The sequence below is a fragment of the Pantoea sp. genome (genome assembly GCF_039594315.1).
Lineage (GTDB): Bacteria > Pseudomonadota > Gammaproteobacteria > Enterobacterales > Enterobacteriaceae > Pantoea.
In genome coordinates this window covers 1-16,793 of sequence record NZ_JBCNNP010000074.1, presented here as the reverse complement: position 1 = coordinate 16,793, position 16,793 = coordinate 1, and the positions used below count along the sequence as shown (strand labels likewise).

Genomic DNA, 16,793 nt, shown 5'->3' with positions numbered 1-16,793 from the left:
AAACAGCCTTACAGTGCGCGCACTGCAGGTGCACAATAACAACATCACGAGGTTTGTATGGAACAACAGCATGGCGACACGCTGCACCGCGGCTTAAAGAATCGCCATATTCAGCTGATTGCGCTGGGCGGAGCCGTAGGTACTGGCCTGTTTCTGGGTAGCGCATCAGTGATTAAATCGGCCGGTCCGGCCGTGATTCTGGGTTATGCGATTGCCGGTTTTATTGCCTTTCTGATTATGCGCCAACTCGGCGAAATGGTAGTTGAAGAGCCGGTTGCCGGTAGCTTCAGCCACTTTGCCTACAAGTATTGGGGCAACTTCGCTGGTTTCGCCTCGGGCTGGAACTATTGGGTACTGTATGTGCTGGTAGCGATGGCTGAATTAACCGCCGTTGGCAAATATGTGCAGTTCTGGTGGCCCGATTTCCCCACCTGGGCAACAGCAGCCATCTTCTTTGTACTGATCAACGCCATCAACCTAACCAACGTAAAAGTGTTTGGTGAGATGGAGTTCTGGTTCGCGATTATTAAAGTAGTCGCGGTTATCGGCATGATCCTGTTCGGCGGCTGGTTGCTGTTTAGCGGCAACGGCGGTCCACAGGCCAGCGTCAGCAATCTGTGGGATCAGGGCGGCTTCTTGCCGCACGGCATGACCGGATTGGTGATGATGATGGCGATCATTATGTTCTCGTTTGGTGGTCTGGAGCTGGTCGGTATTACTGCCGCCGAAGCTGACAATCCACAAGAGAGCATTCCAAAAGCCACCAATCAGGTGCTGTGGCGTATTCTGATTTTCTACATTGGCTCGCTGGCGGTATTGCTGTCACTGCTGCCGTGGACGCGTGTCACTGCCGATACCAGCCCGTTCGTTTTGATCTTCCATGAACTGGGCGATGCTTTCGTGGCTAACGCGCTGAACATCGTGATCCTGACCGCAGCGCTGTCGGTCTATAACAGCTGCGTGTACTGCAACAGCCGCATGCTGTTCGGCCTGGCGCAGCAGGGCAACGCTCCTAAAGCCTTGTTGAAAGTGGATAGCCGCGGCGTGCCAGTAGCAACCATTCTGGTTTCTGCTGTAGCAACGCTGCTTTGCGTATTGATTAACTACCTGATGCCGGGTGAAGCCTTTGGTCTGCTGATGGCGCTGGTGGTTTCTGCCTTGGTCATCAACTGGGCGATGATCAGCCTGGCGCACCTGAAGTTCCGTAAGAAGAAAGATCAGCAAGGTGTTACCACGCGCTTCAAAGCGGTGCTCTATCCGTTAGGTAACTGGATTTGCTTGGTGTTCCTGGCGGGTGTGCTGGTGATTATGCTGATGACGCCTGGCATGGCGATTTCGGTATGGTTGATTCCGGTTTGGCTGGTGATTCTGGCTATCGGTTACACCATCAAAAACAAACTGCAAAAAGCTTAATCCGCTACTCTGCCCGGCACACTGCTGCCGGGCAGATTCTTCACTTCTCACTCACACTAACGTGCCGTAAATCGTCAACAGCGCCACCACCACCACAATCACCAAAGAGATGCGTTTGGCCAATGCCACGGCAACGCGCGGTGTTTCTACTTTATCCATATGCGGATCGCGCGCCAGTGAGAACTGCGCCAGGCTAGTCAGCACCTGATATTGGGAGCGATGGATATCGCCCAATGCGGCAAACCACGCCGGCAAAGCCCGCTCACCGTGGCCCAACAATGCATACGCCACGCCAGCCAGGCGCACCGGAATCCAGTCAAGTATATGCAACAGCCGATCAACGCCAGACTGCGAACGCTGCAGCGGTGAATGATGTTTTGCCAGCCAGCTCTGCCAGGCGCGCAAAAATGCATATCCCACCAGCAGCACCGGACCGTACGGCCCACCGACCACAAACCAGAACAGCGGTGCCAGATAGAAGCGGAAATTAATCCAAATCAGTGCATTTTGCAGTTCACGCAAAAACTCACGTTCGCTGCACTCAACCGGCACGCCGTGAATCAGTGTTAGCTCGGCGGCCATTGCTTGATGTGCTTCATGGTCATCATGGCTGGCGGCCTTGAGATAGCGGTGATAATGCAGCCGCACCGAACCGGCACCAATGCACAACAGTCCCACCACAATCCAGAACAGCAGTTGAGCCACGCCAAACAAAATGCCTTTCAGGCTCCAGACGATGAGCCAAACAATCAACATGGCGACCAATGTCATCACCAGCGTACGCAACAGCGAAAAACGCTGACGATTGCGGAACAGTGGCTCCAGTCGGTGATCCAATTGCCAGTGCTCGCCCAATTTAAAAAGGCGTTCCCAACCTAGAACTAATAACAAGCTAAACAACGTCATACCTGCTCCTGCTGTATCAGGGATTCTCCTGCTTGATAGACTCTTTATAGCGCACCCAGTCAAAACAGGGGCCCGGATCGGTTTTACGATCGGGCGCTATATCGCTATGGCCGGTGATGCGCGCAGGCGTCAACGGATAATGCTGTAGCAGCAACTGTGTGACCTGCTGCAAAGTGACGTATTGTGCATCGGTAAAGGGCAGCGTATCGGTGCCTTCCAGCTCAATGCCCATCGAAAAATCGTTGCAGCCTTCACGCCCTTCAAACTGCGATACACCCGCATGCCAGGCACGCTGATCAAAAGAGACGTATTGCACCAGTTCACCGTCACGGCGGATTAAACAGTGCGCCGCAACGCGCAAATGGGCGATATCGGCAAAATAGGGATGCGCATCGGCGGGTAAAGTGCCGGTAAACAGCCGATCAATCCATGGCCCGCCGAATTCACCCGGCGGCAAGCTGATGTTATGAATAATCAACAGCGAAGGCACTTCATCATTTGGACGTTGATTAAAGTGCGGTGAAGGTACTTTACGCGCGCTGGTAATCCAGCCCTGTTCCAGTTTCATGCTGTTAAATCCTAAGCAAAATCAGGCTGAGAATAGCATGATTCAAACGCGATACTTGCGACTTAATGCGCCAACCCCACCGAGTTAAGGATACTAAACATTTCATCGCTGCTAACTGGCAATAGCCGATAATTCAGGCTAAGGTGAGCGCACAAAATCTTGTCTTGTGGAGTGGTAAACCATGGCATCGCGTCGTTACGATCCCGATCATCGCCGTCAGGAGCTGATTAAACGTATTGAACAGGATATCCCCGAAGCCGTTGCCCGCGCGCTTCAGGAAGATTTAGGCGGTGAGGTGGATGCCGATCGCGACATCACTGCACTGCTGCTACCAGCAGAAAAACAGGCGGTGGCAAAAGTCATTACGCGTGAAGCCGGTGTTTTTTGTGGTAAACGCTGGGTGCAAGAAGTGTTTATCCAATTAGGCAATAAAGTGCATATCACCTGGCACGTTGAAGATGGCCAAATACTGGAGGCTGATCAGCTGCTGTTTGAGCTGGCGGGTCCGGCGCGTTTGCTACTGACGGCCGAACGAACCGCTCTCAACTTCGTGCAAACGCTCTCGGGTGTGGCAACCGAAGTCAGTCGTTATGTTGCCTTGCTGCAAGGCAGTGAAACTCAACTGCTTGATACGCGCAAAACCTTGCCGGGCCTGCGCACCGCATTGAAATATGCCGTGCTGTGCGGCGGCGGTAACAATCACCGCTTAGGTTTATCCGACGCCTTCCTGATCAAAGAAAACCACATTATTGCCAGCGGCTCGGTTCGCAAGGCCGTGGAGAAAGCGTTGTGGCTGTCACCTGATGTGCCGGTCGAAGTAGAAGTGGAAACGCTGGCGGAGTTGCAAGATGCGATTGATGCGGGGGCTGACATCATCATGCTGGACAACTTCAGCTTCGAGATGATGCATCAGGCAGTCGCTTTAACTGCTAAGCGCGCGCTACTGGAAGTCTCTGGCAATGTCACTGAAACCACACTGCCGCAAATCGCTCAAACCGGCGTTGACTATGTCTCAGTTGGCGCGCTGACCAAACATGTTCGCGCGTTGGATTTGTCGATGCGTTTCCGCGAAATTTGATCCCTCACCGCCGCTCCAGCGCGGCGGTTTTGCGACACATCCTCCAATTATCTGCTGCTTGCTCTGCAATCCTGAAGATTCTCTTCGAGGCATTTTCCAACCTCGCGCCAAGCTGACTTCCGCTTTCCCTCGCCCTTTTCTACCGTAGCGGCTCCACAACAAGGAGTTTCACTATGGAAAGACAACGCGGTTTTACCCTGATTGAACTGATGATCGTCATTGGCATCGTCGCCATTCTTAGCGCCATCGGCCTACCGGCTTATCAAAACTATCTGCAACGCGCAGCGCTGACCGACATGCTACAAACCATGGTGTCGTACAAAACTGCGGTTGAGCTCTGCGCCATTGAACGTGGCGGCCCTACTCAGTGTCAGGCAGGACAACGCGGCATTCCTGCGGCTAAAGGTTCACGCTACGTGGCGACGCTCAGCGTGGTCAACGGCGCGATTAATCTAACCGGACAAGAAAGCCTCGCCGGTTTGACGGTGGAAATGCTGCCCGTCTGGAGCGCGACCGATGGCACCTTGAGCTGGCAACGCAGTTGCACCAGCGACAACAATAGCCTGCGCGATAGTTGTCTGGAGCAGTTCCGTTTTGCTGACAAGGATGCCAACTAATGGAAAACTCCAACACGGCATTGCAGGCGCTTTGCACACGCTATCAGGCGGTAATCTTGCATCACGATGCCACACAGCTCCGTGTGGCGGTGGCTGACGCGCCCGACCCACTGCTGCTGGAAGCACTGCAATTTGCCAGTCAGTGCAAGGTCGAAGTTGAGTGTTGGCCGGCGGCACGCCTCGAGCAATTACTGCACGAACCCGATGCTGCAAGCGCGCCGCGTGAACATGCCAGTGCAGAATCGGCGATTAATGCCGTTGATCAGATATTGCGGCAAGCGATCCAGCGCCGCGCGTCGGATGCGCATTTTGAGCCGCAGCGACATGGAATACGTATACGGCTGCGCGTTGATGGTGTACTGCAAAAGTTGCCACAACCAGTCGAAGCGCAACCTGCCGCCATCCTGGCACGCCTGAAAATTCTTGGCGGATTGGATATCGCCGAGCGTCGATTACCGCAAGACGGACAGTTTACGTTGGAGATCGATGGCAAACTGGCGGCCTTTCGTCTTTCGACCCTGCCGATTAGTCAGGGAGAAAAAGCCGTTGTGCGACTGCTGCAAAGTGAAAATAGTGCAATTACGCTCGATAAACTCGGCATGCCCGCCGCGCAACTGCGATTGCTGAAAAACGCACTGGCAAAACCGCAGGGTTTGATTCTGGTCACCGGGCCCACCGGCAGTGGTAAAACGTTCACGCTTTATAGCGGATTGAGCGCGCTCAATGTGCCCGAGAAGAACGTGTGCAGCGTGGAAGATCCCGTTGAGATCCCTTTAGATGGCATCAATCAAACACAGATCCAACCACGTAGCGGACTTGATTTTAATCGCGTGCTTCGAGCGCTACTAAGACAAGATCCCGACGTCATTATGGTGGGTGAAATTCGTGATGCCGAAACCGCCAGCATTGCGGTGAAAGCCGCACAAACCGGCCATTTGGTGCTTTCTACGCTGCACACCAATTCCACCGCCGAAACACTGACGCGTTTGCGTCAAATGGAAATTCCCGGTTATCTGCTTGGACCAGCTTTGCAGTTGGTTGTAGCCCAGCGATTGGTGAGAAGATTATGTGTGCATTGCCGCCAGCCTGGACAAGCTATCGCCCACCTTCCCAGCGAGTTATGGCCTGGCACGCTACAAACCTGGCGGGCGCCGGGGTGCGATCACTGCTTCTCCGGCTATTACGGTCGGCTGGCGCTGTTTGAAGTGCTACCAGTCACCAGCAAATTGCAAAATGCCATTTCAGCCGATATGCCGCTGGAGCATTTGTTGACGCTCGCCAATGAACAGGGCATGAAAACGCTGCTGGCTGCGGGATTAGAAGCAGTCAGTCGCGGTGACACTTCTTTTGAAGAGATGCAGCGCGTGGTGGGGTTGGGCGATGGCTAATCTGTATCATTTTCAATGGCAGGCGCTGGATACCATGGGCGTATTGCAAGACGGCGAATCGCTCAATGCCAATCAGGATGCGCTACTCAACCAGCTATCCGATCGTGGCATGCTGCCGGTAAGTTGGCAGCGCGGTAAATGTTGGCGCGCGCGTGACTGGAAATGGCAGCAGAAGATTGACCTGGTGAGACAACTGGCGACATTACTGAAAGCCGGTTTGCCGCTGGCTGAAAGTTTGATATTGCTGGCGGAAGGCCATCCGCATGCAGGATGGCGAGTTTTGCTCAAAGGTTTGCAGCGACGTGTCATTGCGGGCGAGCCATTCTCACAGGCTTTGCAGGAGTGGCCGCAAATCTTCCCGCCGCTGTTTCCGGCATTGATGCAGGTCGGTGAGTTAACCGGTCAGCTTGATGAATGCTGCCGCCAATTGGCTCAGCAGCAAAGCAAACAGCAGCATTTACGGCAGAAGGTAGTAAAAGCACTGCGCTATCCGCTATTTATTCTGCTGGTAGCATTGGCGGTAAGTGCGGGCATGCTGCTGTTTGTGCTACCGGAATTTGTCTCGGTCTATGCCAGCTTTGATGCGCCACTACCGGCGTTTACTGCCGCTGTAATGTCGTTGTCAGAGCTCCTGCAAAAAGCCGCCCTGCCACTGTCGTTAGTCAGTGCTGTTTTACTGTCAGTTGCACAACAGGCTTATCAACGATCGGTAGCATGGCAAAAACGCGCCCATCAATGGATGCTGCGCTTGCCGTTGCTATCACCATTGTGGCGTGGCGGTCAGCTCAGCCAAATTTACGCCATTCTACAACTCACGCAGCAATCCGGTTTAACCTTGTTGCAGAGTTTGCAGGCGGTTGAAGTTACCCTGGCTTCACGTCTCTGGCGTGATGCCATCATCCAATTGCAGCAGCATATTGCGGCGGGCGCACCACTGTATCAGGCATTACAACAGCACCTGCTTTTTACACCACTGTGCGCGCAGTTGATCAGAGTGGGGGAAGAAGCCGGTGCGCTGGATGTAATGCTCGCGCGTTTGGCGGAATGGCATGAAGCGCAGACATTATCACGTGCCGATGCGTTGGCGGCCTCGCTTGAACCGATGATGATGGTGGTGATTGGCGGCATTGTCGGCACATTGGTGGTTGCCATGTATCTGCCAGTATTTGGCTTGGGGGATGCCATTCGTTAACGGGCACGCTGAATGCGCGCCCGCTTTATCTCATCAACGCGTAAAGACGCGGTTCTCTTGCTCGGCAACGCGAATAAAAGTCGTGCGTTTAGTCAGTTCTTTAAGACGCTCCGCACCGACATAAGTACAGGCGGAACGTAGGCCACCGAGGATATCTTTCACGGTATCTTCAACCGGGCCGCGCAATGGTAAGCGGACTGTTTTACCTTCAGCTGCACGATATTGGGCAACGCCGCCAACATGACGCTTCATAGCGGATTCTGAACTCATGCCGTAAAACAGCATAAATTGCTCACCCTGCTCTTCAACGATGGTTCCTTCACACTCATCATGTGCTGCAAGCATGCCGCCAAGCATCACGAAATCAGCGCCGCCGCCGAACGCTTTGGCAATGTCGCCCGGCACCGAACAACCGCCGTCGCTGACAATTTGTCCGCCCAGGCCATGTGCAGCATCAGCGCACTCAATGACAGCAGATAGTTGTGGATAACCCACGCCGGTTTTTACACGCGTAGTGCAGACTGAGCCTGGGCCGATGCCCACTTTGACGATATCCGCACCCGACAAAATCAACTCTTCGACCATTTCACCGGTAACGACATTACCAGCGCAGATTGTTTTGCCAGGGAAGCTTTCACGAACGCGCAGCAAGAACTGTACAAAGTGCTCAGAATAGCCGTTGGCAACGTCGATGCAGATGAAGTTGAGTTGCGGCGATAACGCCAGAATGGCTGATAATTTGGTGAAATCGGATTCAGATGTGCCGGATGAGACCATCACATGTTTCAACACATTAGCTGGAACGCGCTGCACAAAGGCTTGCCAGGCTTCCACGCTGTAATGTTTGTGTACGGCGGTCAGCACATTAAAACCGGCTAACGCTTCTGCCATGGTGAAAGTGCCGACGGTATCCATGTTGGCGGCAATAACCGGTATGCCGCTCCAGCTTAGGCCTGAATGTTTGAAGGTGAAAGTACGCTCCAGCTCAACCTCGGAACGGCTTTTCAACGTGGAACGTTTAGGGCGGATCAACACATCTTTAAAGCCCAATTTTAAATCTTCTTCAATACGCATAGCTGATTGTCCTGGTTAGTGACGACGAACCGCAGTTCGGGTAGCGCTCACGGCTCCAGTGTCGTTATCATACGCGCCATTCGTTCCGCGACAAGACTGCGAATTTCACTTTATTTAAGCTACAATCCCTTAAATTTAGCTGAGAAAACTGATTGTGATCACGCTCTCATCTTGCTGCGGTTAACGTCCGCTCACGATATAAATTTTGCGAGAACGCTATGCCTTATACCGTTGCGCTCACCGGTGGCATCGGCAGTGGAAAAACCACCATTGCCAATGCCTTCGCAGCGCTAGGCGTTGATATCATTGACGCCGACGTCATTGCCAGAGAAGTGGTTGAACCTGGAACTCCCGCGTTAAAAGCGATTGTTCAACGTCATGGAGAATCCATTTTAACGGCGGAAGGCACGCTCTATCGTGCGCGTCTGCGTGAGATTATTTTCCAGCAGCCGCAAGAGAAAAACTGGCTAAATCAACTGCTCCACCCACTGATTAATGCCCGCACCCAACAATTAAAGTTATTGGCAACCTCACCTTACGTGCTTTGGGTGGTGCCGCTATTAGTTGAAAATAGCCTGCAACATCAGGCCGATCGCGTGCTGGTGGTGGATGTCGATGCAGATACACAATTGAAACGCACCCAACAGCGTGATGGCGTCTCATTAAGCCAGGCGAAAAATATTCTTGCCGCACAGGCCAGCCGTGAACAACGTTTGGCCTGTGCGGATGACATCATTGATAACAGCGGTACGTCGGAGCAGGCTTTATCGCACGTTGCTGAACTCCACCAGCGCTATCTCCGCCTGGCAGCAACAGGAAAGGAATAACATCATGAGTACAGTTGTTCTGTTTGAACACCCTTTGAATGAGAAGATGCGCACCTGGTTGCGCGTCGAGTACTTGCTAGAACAGTTGCATGCGACCGTGCCGGTTAACGGTTCAGTATCGGCATTAGCAGTGTTCCGCATCCTCAGCGATTTGCTGGATATTTTTGAGCGCGGTGATATGCGCACCGAATTGTTGAAAGAGCATGAGCGTCAACAGCAAAAGTTGCGCGCATGGCTGGATGTGCCAGGTGTAGATGAATTGCGCGTTAACAATTTACGCCAACAGTTGAAGCAATATTCCAGCGAATTAATGGCTGCACCACGTATGGGCCAACAACTGCGCGAAGATCGTTTGGTGGCATTGGTGCGTCAGCGTTTGAGTATTCCCGGCGGCTGTTGCAGCTTTGATTTGCCAAGCCTGCATATCTGGTTACATCAGGAACAATCAGTGCGTGATCTTCAGGTCAACAGCTGGCTGGAATCGTTGAATCCTTTGCGTAATAGCTTAACGATGATCCTCGATTTAGTGCGCCAATCAGGCGTGTTCCGCCACCAAACCAGCCTCAATGGTTTTTATCAGGACAATGCTGAAGGCTCAGATTTGCTGCGCCTGCAGTTAACGCTGGAAGATGCGTTGTATCCGCAAGTATCAGGTCACAAAAGTCGCTACGCGATTCGTTTTCTGCCACTCGATAGCGAACGCGGCGAAGTACCCGCCCGACTGAATTTTGAATTAGCATGTTGTTAGAGGATGTTATGCCGGAAGAAATTATTACCGTACCCTGCCCCAATTGCCGCCGCGATGTGATTTGGGATGAGTTAAGCCCATGGCGACCATTTTGCAGTAAGCGCTGTCAGTTGATTGATTTGGGTGAATGGGCCGCAGAAGAAAAACGTATTCCGAGCAGCGGCGACCAGAATGACAGTGATGACTGGAGCGAAGAGCAACAGTAATTAATTAAGGGGCGCGCAGCCCCTTAATTTAAATCTCGCCTGTCACTAAGCGGCTTATCAACGGATGATTAGCGGGTGGAAACTCATCAGCCACCAACTCCTGCTGCTCCACCCAACGTTGCGGTTGCCCTTCGCGGCCATAAGGCTCACCGTTCCAGCCTTCAACCAGGAAGAAATGTAAGGTAACGCGCAGGTCGTCATAGCTGTGATCGGCCAAGCCAATCGCCGTCGCTGCGGTTACTTCAATTCCGGTTTCTTCCATTAACTCGCGTTTGAGCGCCTGCTCGGCAGTTTCGTTTTGTTCAATTTTTCCGCCGGGAAACTCCCATTTATTCGCCATGTAGGAGCTTGCCGCACGCTGGGCAAGAAAGATTTGACGATGTGAGTTACGAATGATGCCGACCGCCACCTGCAGGTGTTTCATAAGCCAGATTCCGCTTTTAATAAATGAGCGCTGAGTGTAAATCAGACGCTTAACGATGTTAACCACCGAAATGGACGCGACGTCATCTGTCGCACAAACCTCGTCGATTAAGACATGTCGTAATGATCGCAACCGGGCATGTTGGGAATACTCGCAGCCACTTTCTTCTGCCAAACCTGATTAGCTATGGAATTCAACGAAAAAACGTTTCTGGCGAAAAACACGCAAGAACAAATACATGCGCTGCGCCATTTAGTCTTTCACGACATTCTGACATTAGACAGCGCGCAAAACACCTTAACCTGGTGGCCAGAACACAAAATAATCCCGTTAAACGAAGCACAAAAACGCTTTCTATCCTGCCTGTTGCTGCGCATCACCTCAAAACGTCAGATCATAGCCACGGTGTGGAATGAAAGTTATCCGAGCATCAGCGATAACAATTATCACCAGCTGTTATTTCAAAGCCGTGCCCTGTTTAAACGTTTTGGTTTGCCGGATGGCCTGTTGGTGACGCTGCCTTATCACGGCGTCCGTTTAAACGAAGAGAAACTGATGGCAATCACGCGCTGAATTCTGGCGCGCTGCAAAGAAAAAGGAGCCCGCAGGCTCCTTAGTTCATCAGGCCAGACGGCCGTGACACTGTTTGTATTTTTTGCCAGAACCGCATGGGCAAAGGTCATTACGACCCACTTTACGTTCTCCGCCTTGCGCAGCTAACGCTTCAGCGGCTGCGGTTGCATCATCGACGTGGCTCAGTCGCTGCTGTTGTGCTAAACGCTCTGCTTCTTCACGACGCTGTTGCTCCATCGCTTCAACTTCTTCTGGCATGCGCACCTGAACCTTGCTCAGCGTACTGATCACTTCGTATTTCAACGACTCCAGCATCGAAGCAAACATCGCGAAGGATTCACGTTTGTACTCCTGCTTAGGATCTTTCTGCGCATAACCACGTAAATGGATGCCCTGGCGCAGGTAATCCATTGCAGCCAGGTGCTCTTTCCAGAGTGAATCCAGCGTTTGCAGCATTACTCCTTTCTCGAAGTTGCGCATCATTTCTGCGCCAACCACTTCTTCTTTCGCTGCATAGCTCTCCGCCGCGTGGCTCATGATACGTTCACGCAGCGTCTCTTCATGCAGATCCGGTTCTTTATCCAGCCATTCAGCGATCGGCAGATTCAGATCGAAGTCATTACGCAGACGTTCTTCCAGGCCGGCAACGTCCCACATCTCTTCCAGCGACTGCGGCGGAATGTAGGTATCAATAGTGGTTTTATAGACGTCTTCACGAATGCTGTTGATGGTTTCTGATACATCAGAAACATCCAGCAGTTCGTTACGTTGGCTGTAGATAGCGCGACGTTGATCGTTCGCCACATCATCGTATTCCAGCAGTTGCTTACGAATATCAAAGTTACGGCTTTCGACTTTACGCTGGGCGTTGGCAATCGCTTTGGTCACCCAAGGATGCTCAATCGCTTCGCCTGGCTTCATACCCAGTTTGCGCATCATGTTAGAGACACGATCCGATGCAAAGATACGCATCAACGCATCTTCCATCGACAGATAGAAGCGGGAAGAACCGGCATCACCCTGACGACCCGCACGACCACGCAGCTGGTTATCGATACGACGAGATTCGTGACGCTCTGTACCAATAATGTGCAAACCACCGGCAGCCAGAACCGCGTCATGACGCAGTTTCCACGCTTCTTTCATGGCCTGAATCTGCTCTTCGCTTGGCTCATCCATCGCGGCAAGCTCAGCCTGCCAGCTACCACCCAACACGATATCGGTACCACGACCGGCCATGTTGGTAGCGATGGTCACCGCAGCAGGTTGACCCGCTTGCGCAACGATATCTGCTTCACTGGCGTGGAATTTCGCGTTCAGTACGCTGTGTTTGATGCCCGCACGCGTCAGTTCATTCGAGACCACTTCCGATTTTTCAATCGAGATCGTACCCACCAACACTGGCTGGCCGTTGGCGGTGCAAGCGCGGATATCTTCGATAATCGCGTCAATCTTCTCTTTCTCGGTCATGTAGACCAAGTCAGCCATATCTTTACGCACCATCGGACGGTTAGTTGGTACCACGATAGTGTCGAGTTTGTAGATGGAGCTGAACTCGAACGCTTCGGTATCTGCGGTACCGGTCATGCCAGCCAGTTTGTCATAGATGCGGAAGTAGTTCTGGAAGGTAATGGAAGCCAGCGTTTGGTTTTCGTTCTGGATTTCAACGCCTTCTTTCGCTTCAACCGCCTGATGCAAACCATCTGACCAGCGACGGCCTTGCATGGTACGACCGGTGTGCTCATCGACGATGACCACTTCGCCGTCTTTAACGATGTAATCCACATCACGGGTAAAGAGTGCATGCGCGCGCAATGCGGCGGTTACATGGTGCATCAGCATGATGTTGGTTGGTGAGTAGAGTGACTCGCCTTCTTCCATGATGCCTTGGCTAACCAGCAGCTCTTCGACTTTAACCAAGCCGCGCTCGCTCATGTGTGCCTGGCGCGCTTTCTCATCAACCCAGAAATCTCCTTCGCCCTGGAAGGTGTCAGAGTCTTCTTTATCCTGACGAACCAGATGCGGGATGATCTTGTTAACTTTGGTATACAGCTCAGAGCTATCTTCAGCCGGCCCCGAAATGATCAACGGGGTACGCGCTTCATCGATCAGGATTGAGTCGACCTCATCCACCAACGCATAGTGCAGTTTACGCTGTACACGCTCTTCAGGGCTGAACGCCATGTTGTCACGCAGGTAGTCGAAGCCGTATTCGTTGTTGGTGCCATAGGTGATATCAGCAGCATAGGCGGCACGCTTCGCCACAGCTGGCATGTTTGGCAAGTTGATGCCAATGGTCAAGCCGAGGAATTCAAACAGCGCACGGTTGTTTTCGGCGTCACGTTGCGCCAAATAGTCGTTGACGGTAACAACGTGCACGCCTTTACCACTCAACGCGTTGAGGTAAGCCGGTAACGTTGCAGTCAGCGTTTTACCTTCACCGGTACGCATCTCCGCGATGCAACGCTCGTTCAATACCATGCCGCCAATCAGCTGCACATCAAAGTGACGCATACCAAATACGCGCTTACTTGCTTCACGTACGGTGGCAAAAGCTTCAGGAATCAGACTTTCAAGGCTTTCGCCTTTTTTCAGACGCTCACGAAACAGATCGGTTTTTGCTTTCAGTTCATCATCGGAGAGCTTTACGAAATCCGGCTCCATCTTGTTGATGATGTCGACGACTTTACGCATACGACGCAGAGTACGATCATTGCTGCTGCCAAATACTTTGGTTAACAATTTGATTAACATGATAAATTCTTCTCAATTCAGCCGTGATCTCACGGGCTGCGAAATCTAAAACAGGATGCGGAAAAAACGTTAGCAGTTAAGCGTTGAAAGGTCCGGCGCGAATGCCGTGGATAGCGGCCTGCCAATCAGCAGAAGAATGAATTTGCGGTTGATGATGTTGCAGGCTTTGCTGCGGCTCAACTATAGCCAGAGATTGAGCAGGTGAGGTCAAAAGCGCCTGAAGCGAACCAATCAACGCCAGCTTTTGCGCTGCTAGCGGGGCTGCCTGGCTGGCTTCAGCCTGCACTGGTGGCGTCATGCTAAAGGAGAGATGACGAATTACCGTGCGGATCGCATGCTGATGCCAATAATCGACGTTAACGTTAGGCCGACGCGCACTTTCTTGTAGGCGAATCAGATGATCGAAGTGAACAACATTGCCGACAAACAGACTGCTGATTGGCGAATCGGTCGCCGTGGGCTCAGAGCTTTGCGCGCAAGCAGGCAAACCAAAACTGGCCGCCACCATCCCCAATAGAAGATGAGGCCAGAAATAGCGTCTGCCTAATTGTCGCCAGCGTGAGAAAATCCCGATCACAATCCGTCCACAATGCATTGAAAAAAGGTGTAAGCCGTTGCAGCAATTTGCAATACCCAGCTTATATGAGCGCAAGATGATAGCACTTATGTAGTGCTTCGACACCAGCGATTAAAGGGCTTACGGCGGATTTCACGTTTTTTTGTACAGGGTTTCGCCAGTCACGACAGCGAAATGAGATCGGTTTTGCAGGATAAAATGCGAGGCAATAAAAAACGGCAGGTTCCACTGACCGGAGAGGGTGTCAGCGAAACCTGCCGTTTACGACTGGCTTATGCCAGAACTAAATTTGGTGCTTTGAATGCCAGCGGCAGTTCAGCTTCGTCTTCGAAGGTTGCCCATTCCCAGGCTTCCTGCTGTGCCAGAACCGCTTGCAGTAACTTATTGTTCAAGGCATGACCTGATTTGAACGCAGTAAATGCGCCAATCACATTGTGGCCACACATGAACAAGTCACCGATAGCATCCAGCATTTTGTGACGAACAAACTCATCTTCAAAGCGCAGACCGTCTTCGTTTAATACGCGGAAGTCATCGAGGCCAATCGCACAATCTAAACTACCGCCCAGGCACAGGCCTTTAGACTGCAGATATTCGATTTCACGCATAAAGCCAAAAGTACGCGCACGGCTGATTTGACGAACAAACCCTTCAGCCGAGAAGTTAAGCTGATAACGCTGCGAGCTTGAGTCGATCGCTGGATGTTTGAAGTCGATAGTGAAGTCGAGTGAGAAACCGTTATACGGTTTGATCTCGGCCCACTTGTCGCCATCTTCTACACGCACCGTTTTCTTCACACGCACGAATTTCTTCGCGCTGTTCAGCTCTTCGATGCCTGCATCCATCAGCAGATAGACAAAAGGTGCGGCACTGCCGTCCATAATCGGAATTTCCGGCGCATCAACTTCAACAATAATGTTGTCGATGCCCAAGCCCGCCAATGCGGCGTTCAAGTGTTCGACTGTAGAAATACGCACGCCTTCATCATTCACCAGGCAAGTACTTAGCATGGTGTCGCGCACATATTTTGCATCAGCCGGGAAATCAACCGGTGGATTCAAGTCAGTGCGACGATAGATGACCCCGGTATTAGCCGACGCAGGGCGTAAAGTCAGCGTAACTTTCTTGCCGGTATGTAAACCGACACCAGTCGCCTGAACGATACGTTTTAATGTCCTTTGTTTGATCATCGCTTTATCTCGCAATATTACCCTTCCGACCGCCAGTATAAATTACCGGCGGGCGAATACTTTAGCACAAAGAGCGGAGAATCCCAATTCTCAGGATATTCTTAGTCCGCCTGCTTACGCAGGAAGGCTGGAATGTCCAAATAATCAGGTTCTTTGCTAGATGCTGCCGGTTGGTCATTGACCACTTTAGCCGCGGGTTTCTGCTCTTGCGGCAACGGCGCCATGCCGTGCTGCTGATAGCGATGATCCATCACTGGCTGAGTCGCTGGCTTGTTGGTGACCAAGGTAATTTCTGGGCGCTTATCCATGCCGATACCGGTCGCAACCACGGTAACACGCAGTTCGTCGTTCATCTCTGGATCCAGAGATGTACCGATTACCACAGTAGCGTTGTCAGACGCGAAGGCGCGGATAGTGTTACCCACGGTTTCGAACTCATCCAGACGCAAGTCAAAGCCCGCAGTGATGTTGACCAGCACGCCGCGCGCACCAGACAGATCGATATCTTCCAACAGTGGAGATGAAATCGCCATTTCTGCCGCTTCTTCCGCACGATCTTCACCGCACGCCACGCCTGAACCCATCATGGCGTAACCCATTTCTGACATCACGGTACGTACGTCCGCGAAGTCGACGTTCATCAAGCCCGGACGGGTGATCAGTTCAGCGATACCCTGCACCGCGCCTTTCAGCACGTCGTTAGCCGCGCCGAACGCATCTAACAGAGAGATGCCACGACCCAGCACTTTCAACAGCTTGTCGTTTGGAATAGTGATCAATGAATCGACATGCTTAGACAGCTCAGCGATACCCTGCTCAGCAAAAGCCATACGCTTTTTGCCTTCGAAGTTGAATGGCTTTGTCACCACCGCAACGGTCAGGATACCTAAATCTTTGGCCACTTCAGCAACCACTGGCGCTGCACCGGTACCGGTACCGCCGCCCATGCCTGCTGCGATAAACACCATGTCTGCACCATCCAGCGCAGCACGCAGTGCTTCGCGATCCTCTTCTGCAGAGTTACGGCCCACTTCTGGGTTCGCACCTGCACCGAGACCTTTAGTGATGTTGGTCCCGATTTGGATCGTCTGGCCGACCGCTGTCTTACGCAACGCTTGCGCGTCGGTATTTACAGCGAAGAATTCCACACCTTCGATACGCTCGCGTACCATGTGCTCTACGGCGTTGCCACCGCCACCGCCGACGCCGATGACTTTAATCACCGCGTCATTGGTTAATTCCATAGGTTCAAACATGA

Annotated in this window: 17 protein-coding genes; 9 read left to right on the top strand and 8 right to left on the bottom strand. The window is 52.3% G+C overall.

Going from position 1 to position 16,793, the window contains the following annotated elements; all coding sequences use genetic code 11:
* Positions 1–57: 57 nt before the first annotated feature.
* On the top strand, positions 58–1,413 hold the full coding sequence (gene aroP / locus ABDW13_RS21975) for an aromatic amino acid transporter AroP (RefSeq protein WP_343554651.1): 1,356 nt from the start codon (positions 58–60) through the stop codon (positions 1,411–1,413).
* A 51-nt stretch (positions 1,414–1,464) separates the two neighbouring features.
* On the opposite strand, the gene ampE is transcribed toward aroP, so the two are convergent.
* Together ampE and ampD are read right to left on the bottom strand one after the other, a co-directional pair.
* Positions 1,465–2,319, bottom strand: coding sequence for a beta-lactamase regulator AmpE (gene ampE, locus ABDW13_RS21970; RefSeq protein WP_343554650.1), 855 nt, complete (start codon positions 2,317–2,319; stop codon positions 1,465–1,467).
* 16 nt (positions 2,320–2,335) lie between these two features.
* Complete coding sequence (gene ampD, locus ABDW13_RS21965; protein WP_343554649.1) at positions 2,336–2,887, bottom strand: 1,6-anhydro-N-acetylmuramyl-L-alanine amidase AmpD; 552 nt, start codon at positions 2,885–2,887, stop codon at positions 2,336–2,338.
* A 181-nt stretch (positions 2,888–3,068) separates the two neighbouring features.
* On the opposite strand from ampD, the gene nadC reads away from it, so the two are divergent.
* From nadC to hofC, 4 genes are all read left to right on the top strand, one after another.
* Positions 3,069–3,965 carry a carboxylating nicotinate-nucleotide diphosphorylase gene (gene nadC / locus ABDW13_RS21960; RefSeq protein WP_343554648.1) on the top strand — a complete coding sequence of 299 codons (897 nt, stop codon included), beginning with the start codon at positions 3,069–3,071 and terminating at the stop codon, positions 3,963–3,965.
* Positions 3,966–4,138: 173 nt separating this feature from the next.
* A complete protein-coding gene (ppdD, locus tag ABDW13_RS21955) occupies positions 4,139–4,582 on the top strand; it encodes a prepilin peptidase-dependent pilin (RefSeq protein ID WP_343554647.1) in 444 nt (147 codons plus the stop codon).
* The gene (gspE, locus tag ABDW13_RS21950; RefSeq protein WP_343554646.1) at positions 4,582–5,970 is read left to right on the top strand and encodes a type II secretion system protein GspE; all 1,389 of its coding nucleotides are present in this window, start codon (positions 4,582–4,584) and stop codon (positions 5,968–5,970) included. The genes ppdD and gspE overlap by 1 nt, the downstream gene beginning before the upstream one ends.
* Entirely contained in the window at positions 5,963–7,162 is a 1,200-nt protein-coding gene (hofC, locus tag ABDW13_RS21945) for a protein transport protein HofC (RefSeq protein ID WP_343554645.1), read from the top strand. Before gspE ends, hofC begins: the two co-directional genes overlap by 8 nt.
* 33 nt (positions 7,163–7,195) lie before the next feature.
* On the opposite strand, the gene ABDW13_RS21940 is transcribed toward hofC, so the two are convergent.
* Positions 7,196–8,236, bottom strand: a complete 1,041-nt coding sequence (locus ABDW13_RS21940; RefSeq protein ID WP_343554644.1) for a GMP reductase — start codon at positions 8,234–8,236, stop codon at positions 7,196–7,198.
* A gap of 218 nt (positions 8,237–8,454) precedes the next feature.
* On the opposite strand from ABDW13_RS21940, the gene coaE reads away from it, so the two are divergent.
* Genes coaE through yacG form a run of 3 tightly spaced genes read left to right on the top strand, consistent with a single transcriptional unit; the run spans position 8,455 to position 10,017 of the window.
* Positions 8,455–9,063 carry a dephospho-CoA kinase gene (gene coaE / locus ABDW13_RS21935; protein ID WP_343554643.1) on the top strand — a complete coding sequence of 203 codons (609 nt, stop codon included), beginning with the start codon at positions 8,455–8,457 and terminating at the stop codon, positions 9,061–9,063.
* Between the two features lie 4 nt (positions 9,064–9,067).
* Positions 9,068–9,811 carry a cell division protein ZapD gene (gene zapD / locus ABDW13_RS21930; protein ID WP_343554642.1) on the top strand — a complete coding sequence of 248 codons (744 nt, stop codon included), beginning with the start codon at positions 9,068–9,070 and terminating at the stop codon, positions 9,809–9,811.
* A gap of 8 nt (positions 9,812–9,819) precedes the next feature.
* The gene (yacG, locus tag ABDW13_RS21925; RefSeq protein WP_343554641.1) at positions 9,820–10,017 is read left to right on the top strand and encodes a DNA gyrase inhibitor YacG; all 198 of its coding nucleotides are present in this window, start codon (positions 9,820–9,822) and stop codon (positions 10,015–10,017) included.
* Positions 10,018–10,045: 28 nt separating this feature from the next.
* Here yacG and mutT read toward each other — a convergent pair whose 3' ends face one another.
* On the bottom strand, positions 10,046–10,441 hold the full coding sequence (gene mutT / locus ABDW13_RS21920; RefSeq protein ID WP_343554640.1) for an 8-oxo-dGTP diphosphatase MutT: 396 nt from the start codon (positions 10,439–10,441) through the stop codon (positions 10,046–10,048).
* A 186-nt stretch (positions 10,442–10,627) separates the two neighbouring features.
* On the opposite strand from mutT, the gene ABDW13_RS21915 reads away from it, so the two are divergent.
* Positions 10,628–11,014, top strand: a complete 387-nt coding sequence (locus ABDW13_RS21915) for a response regulator (RefSeq protein WP_343554639.1) — start codon at positions 10,628–10,630, stop codon at positions 11,012–11,014.
* Between the two features lie 48 nt (positions 11,015–11,062).
* Here the strand turns inward: ABDW13_RS21915 and secA are convergent, their stop codons facing one another.
* From secA to ftsZ, 4 genes are all read right to left on the bottom strand, one after another.
* Complete coding sequence (gene secA, locus ABDW13_RS21910; protein ID WP_343554638.1) at positions 11,063–13,768, bottom strand: preprotein translocase subunit SecA; 2,706 nt, start codon at positions 13,766–13,768, stop codon at positions 11,063–11,065.
* A 76-nt stretch (positions 13,769–13,844) separates the two neighbouring features.
* On the bottom strand, positions 13,845–14,345 hold the full coding sequence (gene secM / locus ABDW13_RS21905; RefSeq protein WP_343554637.1) for a secA translation cis-regulator SecM: 501 nt from the start codon (positions 14,343–14,345) through the stop codon (positions 13,845–13,847).
* 272 nt (positions 14,346–14,617) lie between these two features.
* On the bottom strand, positions 14,618–15,535 hold the full coding sequence (gene lpxC / locus ABDW13_RS21900; protein ID WP_343554636.1) for a UDP-3-O-acyl-N-acetylglucosamine deacetylase: 918 nt from the start codon (positions 15,533–15,535) through the stop codon (positions 14,618–14,620).
* A gap of 101 nt (positions 15,536–15,636) precedes the next feature.
* Positions 15,637–16,791 (bottom strand): cell division protein FtsZ, encoded by a 1,155-nt coding sequence (gene ftsZ, locus ABDW13_RS21895; RefSeq protein ID WP_008108602.1) that lies wholly within the window; start codon positions 16,789–16,791, stop codon positions 15,637–15,639.
* Positions 16,792–16,793 lie beyond the last annotated feature (2 nt).

Excerpts from the sequence above, each read along its gene's own strand:
- ampE (WP_343554650.1), bottom strand. The coding sequence starts at position 2,319 with ATGACGTTGTTTAGCTTGTTATTAGTTCTAGGTTGGGAACGCCTTTTT.
- coaE (WP_343554643.1), top strand. The coding sequence starts at position 8,455 with ATGCCTTATACCGTTGCGCTCACCGGTGGCATCGGCAGTGGAAAAACC.
- secA (WP_343554638.1), bottom strand. The coding sequence starts at position 13,768 with ATGTTAATCAAATTGTTAACCAAAGTATTTGGCAGCAGCAATGATCGT.
- yacG (WP_343554641.1), top strand. The coding sequence starts at position 9,820 with ATGCCGGAAGAAATTATTACCGTACCCTGCCCCAATTGCCGCCGCGAT.
- zapD (WP_343554642.1), top strand. The coding sequence starts at position 9,068 with ATGAGTACAGTTGTTCTGTTTGAACACCCTTTGAATGAGAAGATGCGC.
- gspE (WP_343554646.1), top strand. The coding sequence starts at position 4,582 with ATGGAAAACTCCAACACGGCATTGCAGGCGCTTTGCACACGCTATCAG.
- mutT (WP_343554640.1), bottom strand. The coding sequence starts at position 10,441 with ATGAAACACCTGCAGGTGGCGGTCGGCATCATTCGTAACTCACATCGT.
- lpxC (WP_343554636.1), bottom strand. The coding sequence starts at position 15,535 with ATGATCAAACAAAGGACATTAAAACGTATCGTTCAGGCGACTGGTGTC.
- ampD (WP_343554649.1), bottom strand. The coding sequence starts at position 2,887 with ATGAAACTGGAACAGGGCTGGATTACCAGCGCGCGTAAAGTACCTTCA.
- nadC (WP_343554648.1), top strand. The coding sequence starts at position 3,069 with ATGGCATCGCGTCGTTACGATCCCGATCATCGCCGTCAGGAGCTGATT.
- aroP (WP_343554651.1), top strand. The coding sequence starts at position 58 with ATGGAACAACAGCATGGCGACACGCTGCACCGCGGCTTAAAGAATCGC.
- ppdD (WP_343554647.1), top strand. The coding sequence starts at position 4,139 with ATGGAAAGACAACGCGGTTTTACCCTGATTGAACTGATGATCGTCATT.
- ABDW13_RS21940 (WP_343554644.1), bottom strand. The coding sequence starts at position 8,236 with ATGCGTATTGAAGAAGATTTAAAATTGGGCTTTAAAGATGTGTTGATC.
- ABDW13_RS21915 (WP_343554639.1), top strand. The coding sequence starts at position 10,628 with ATGGAATTCAACGAAAAAACGTTTCTGGCGAAAAACACGCAAGAACAA.
- hofC (WP_343554645.1), top strand. The coding sequence starts at position 5,963 with ATGGCTAATCTGTATCATTTTCAATGGCAGGCGCTGGATACCATGGGC.
- ftsZ (WP_008108602.1), bottom strand. The coding sequence starts at position 16,791 with ATGTTTGAACCTATGGAATTAACCAATGACGCGGTGATTAAAGTCATC.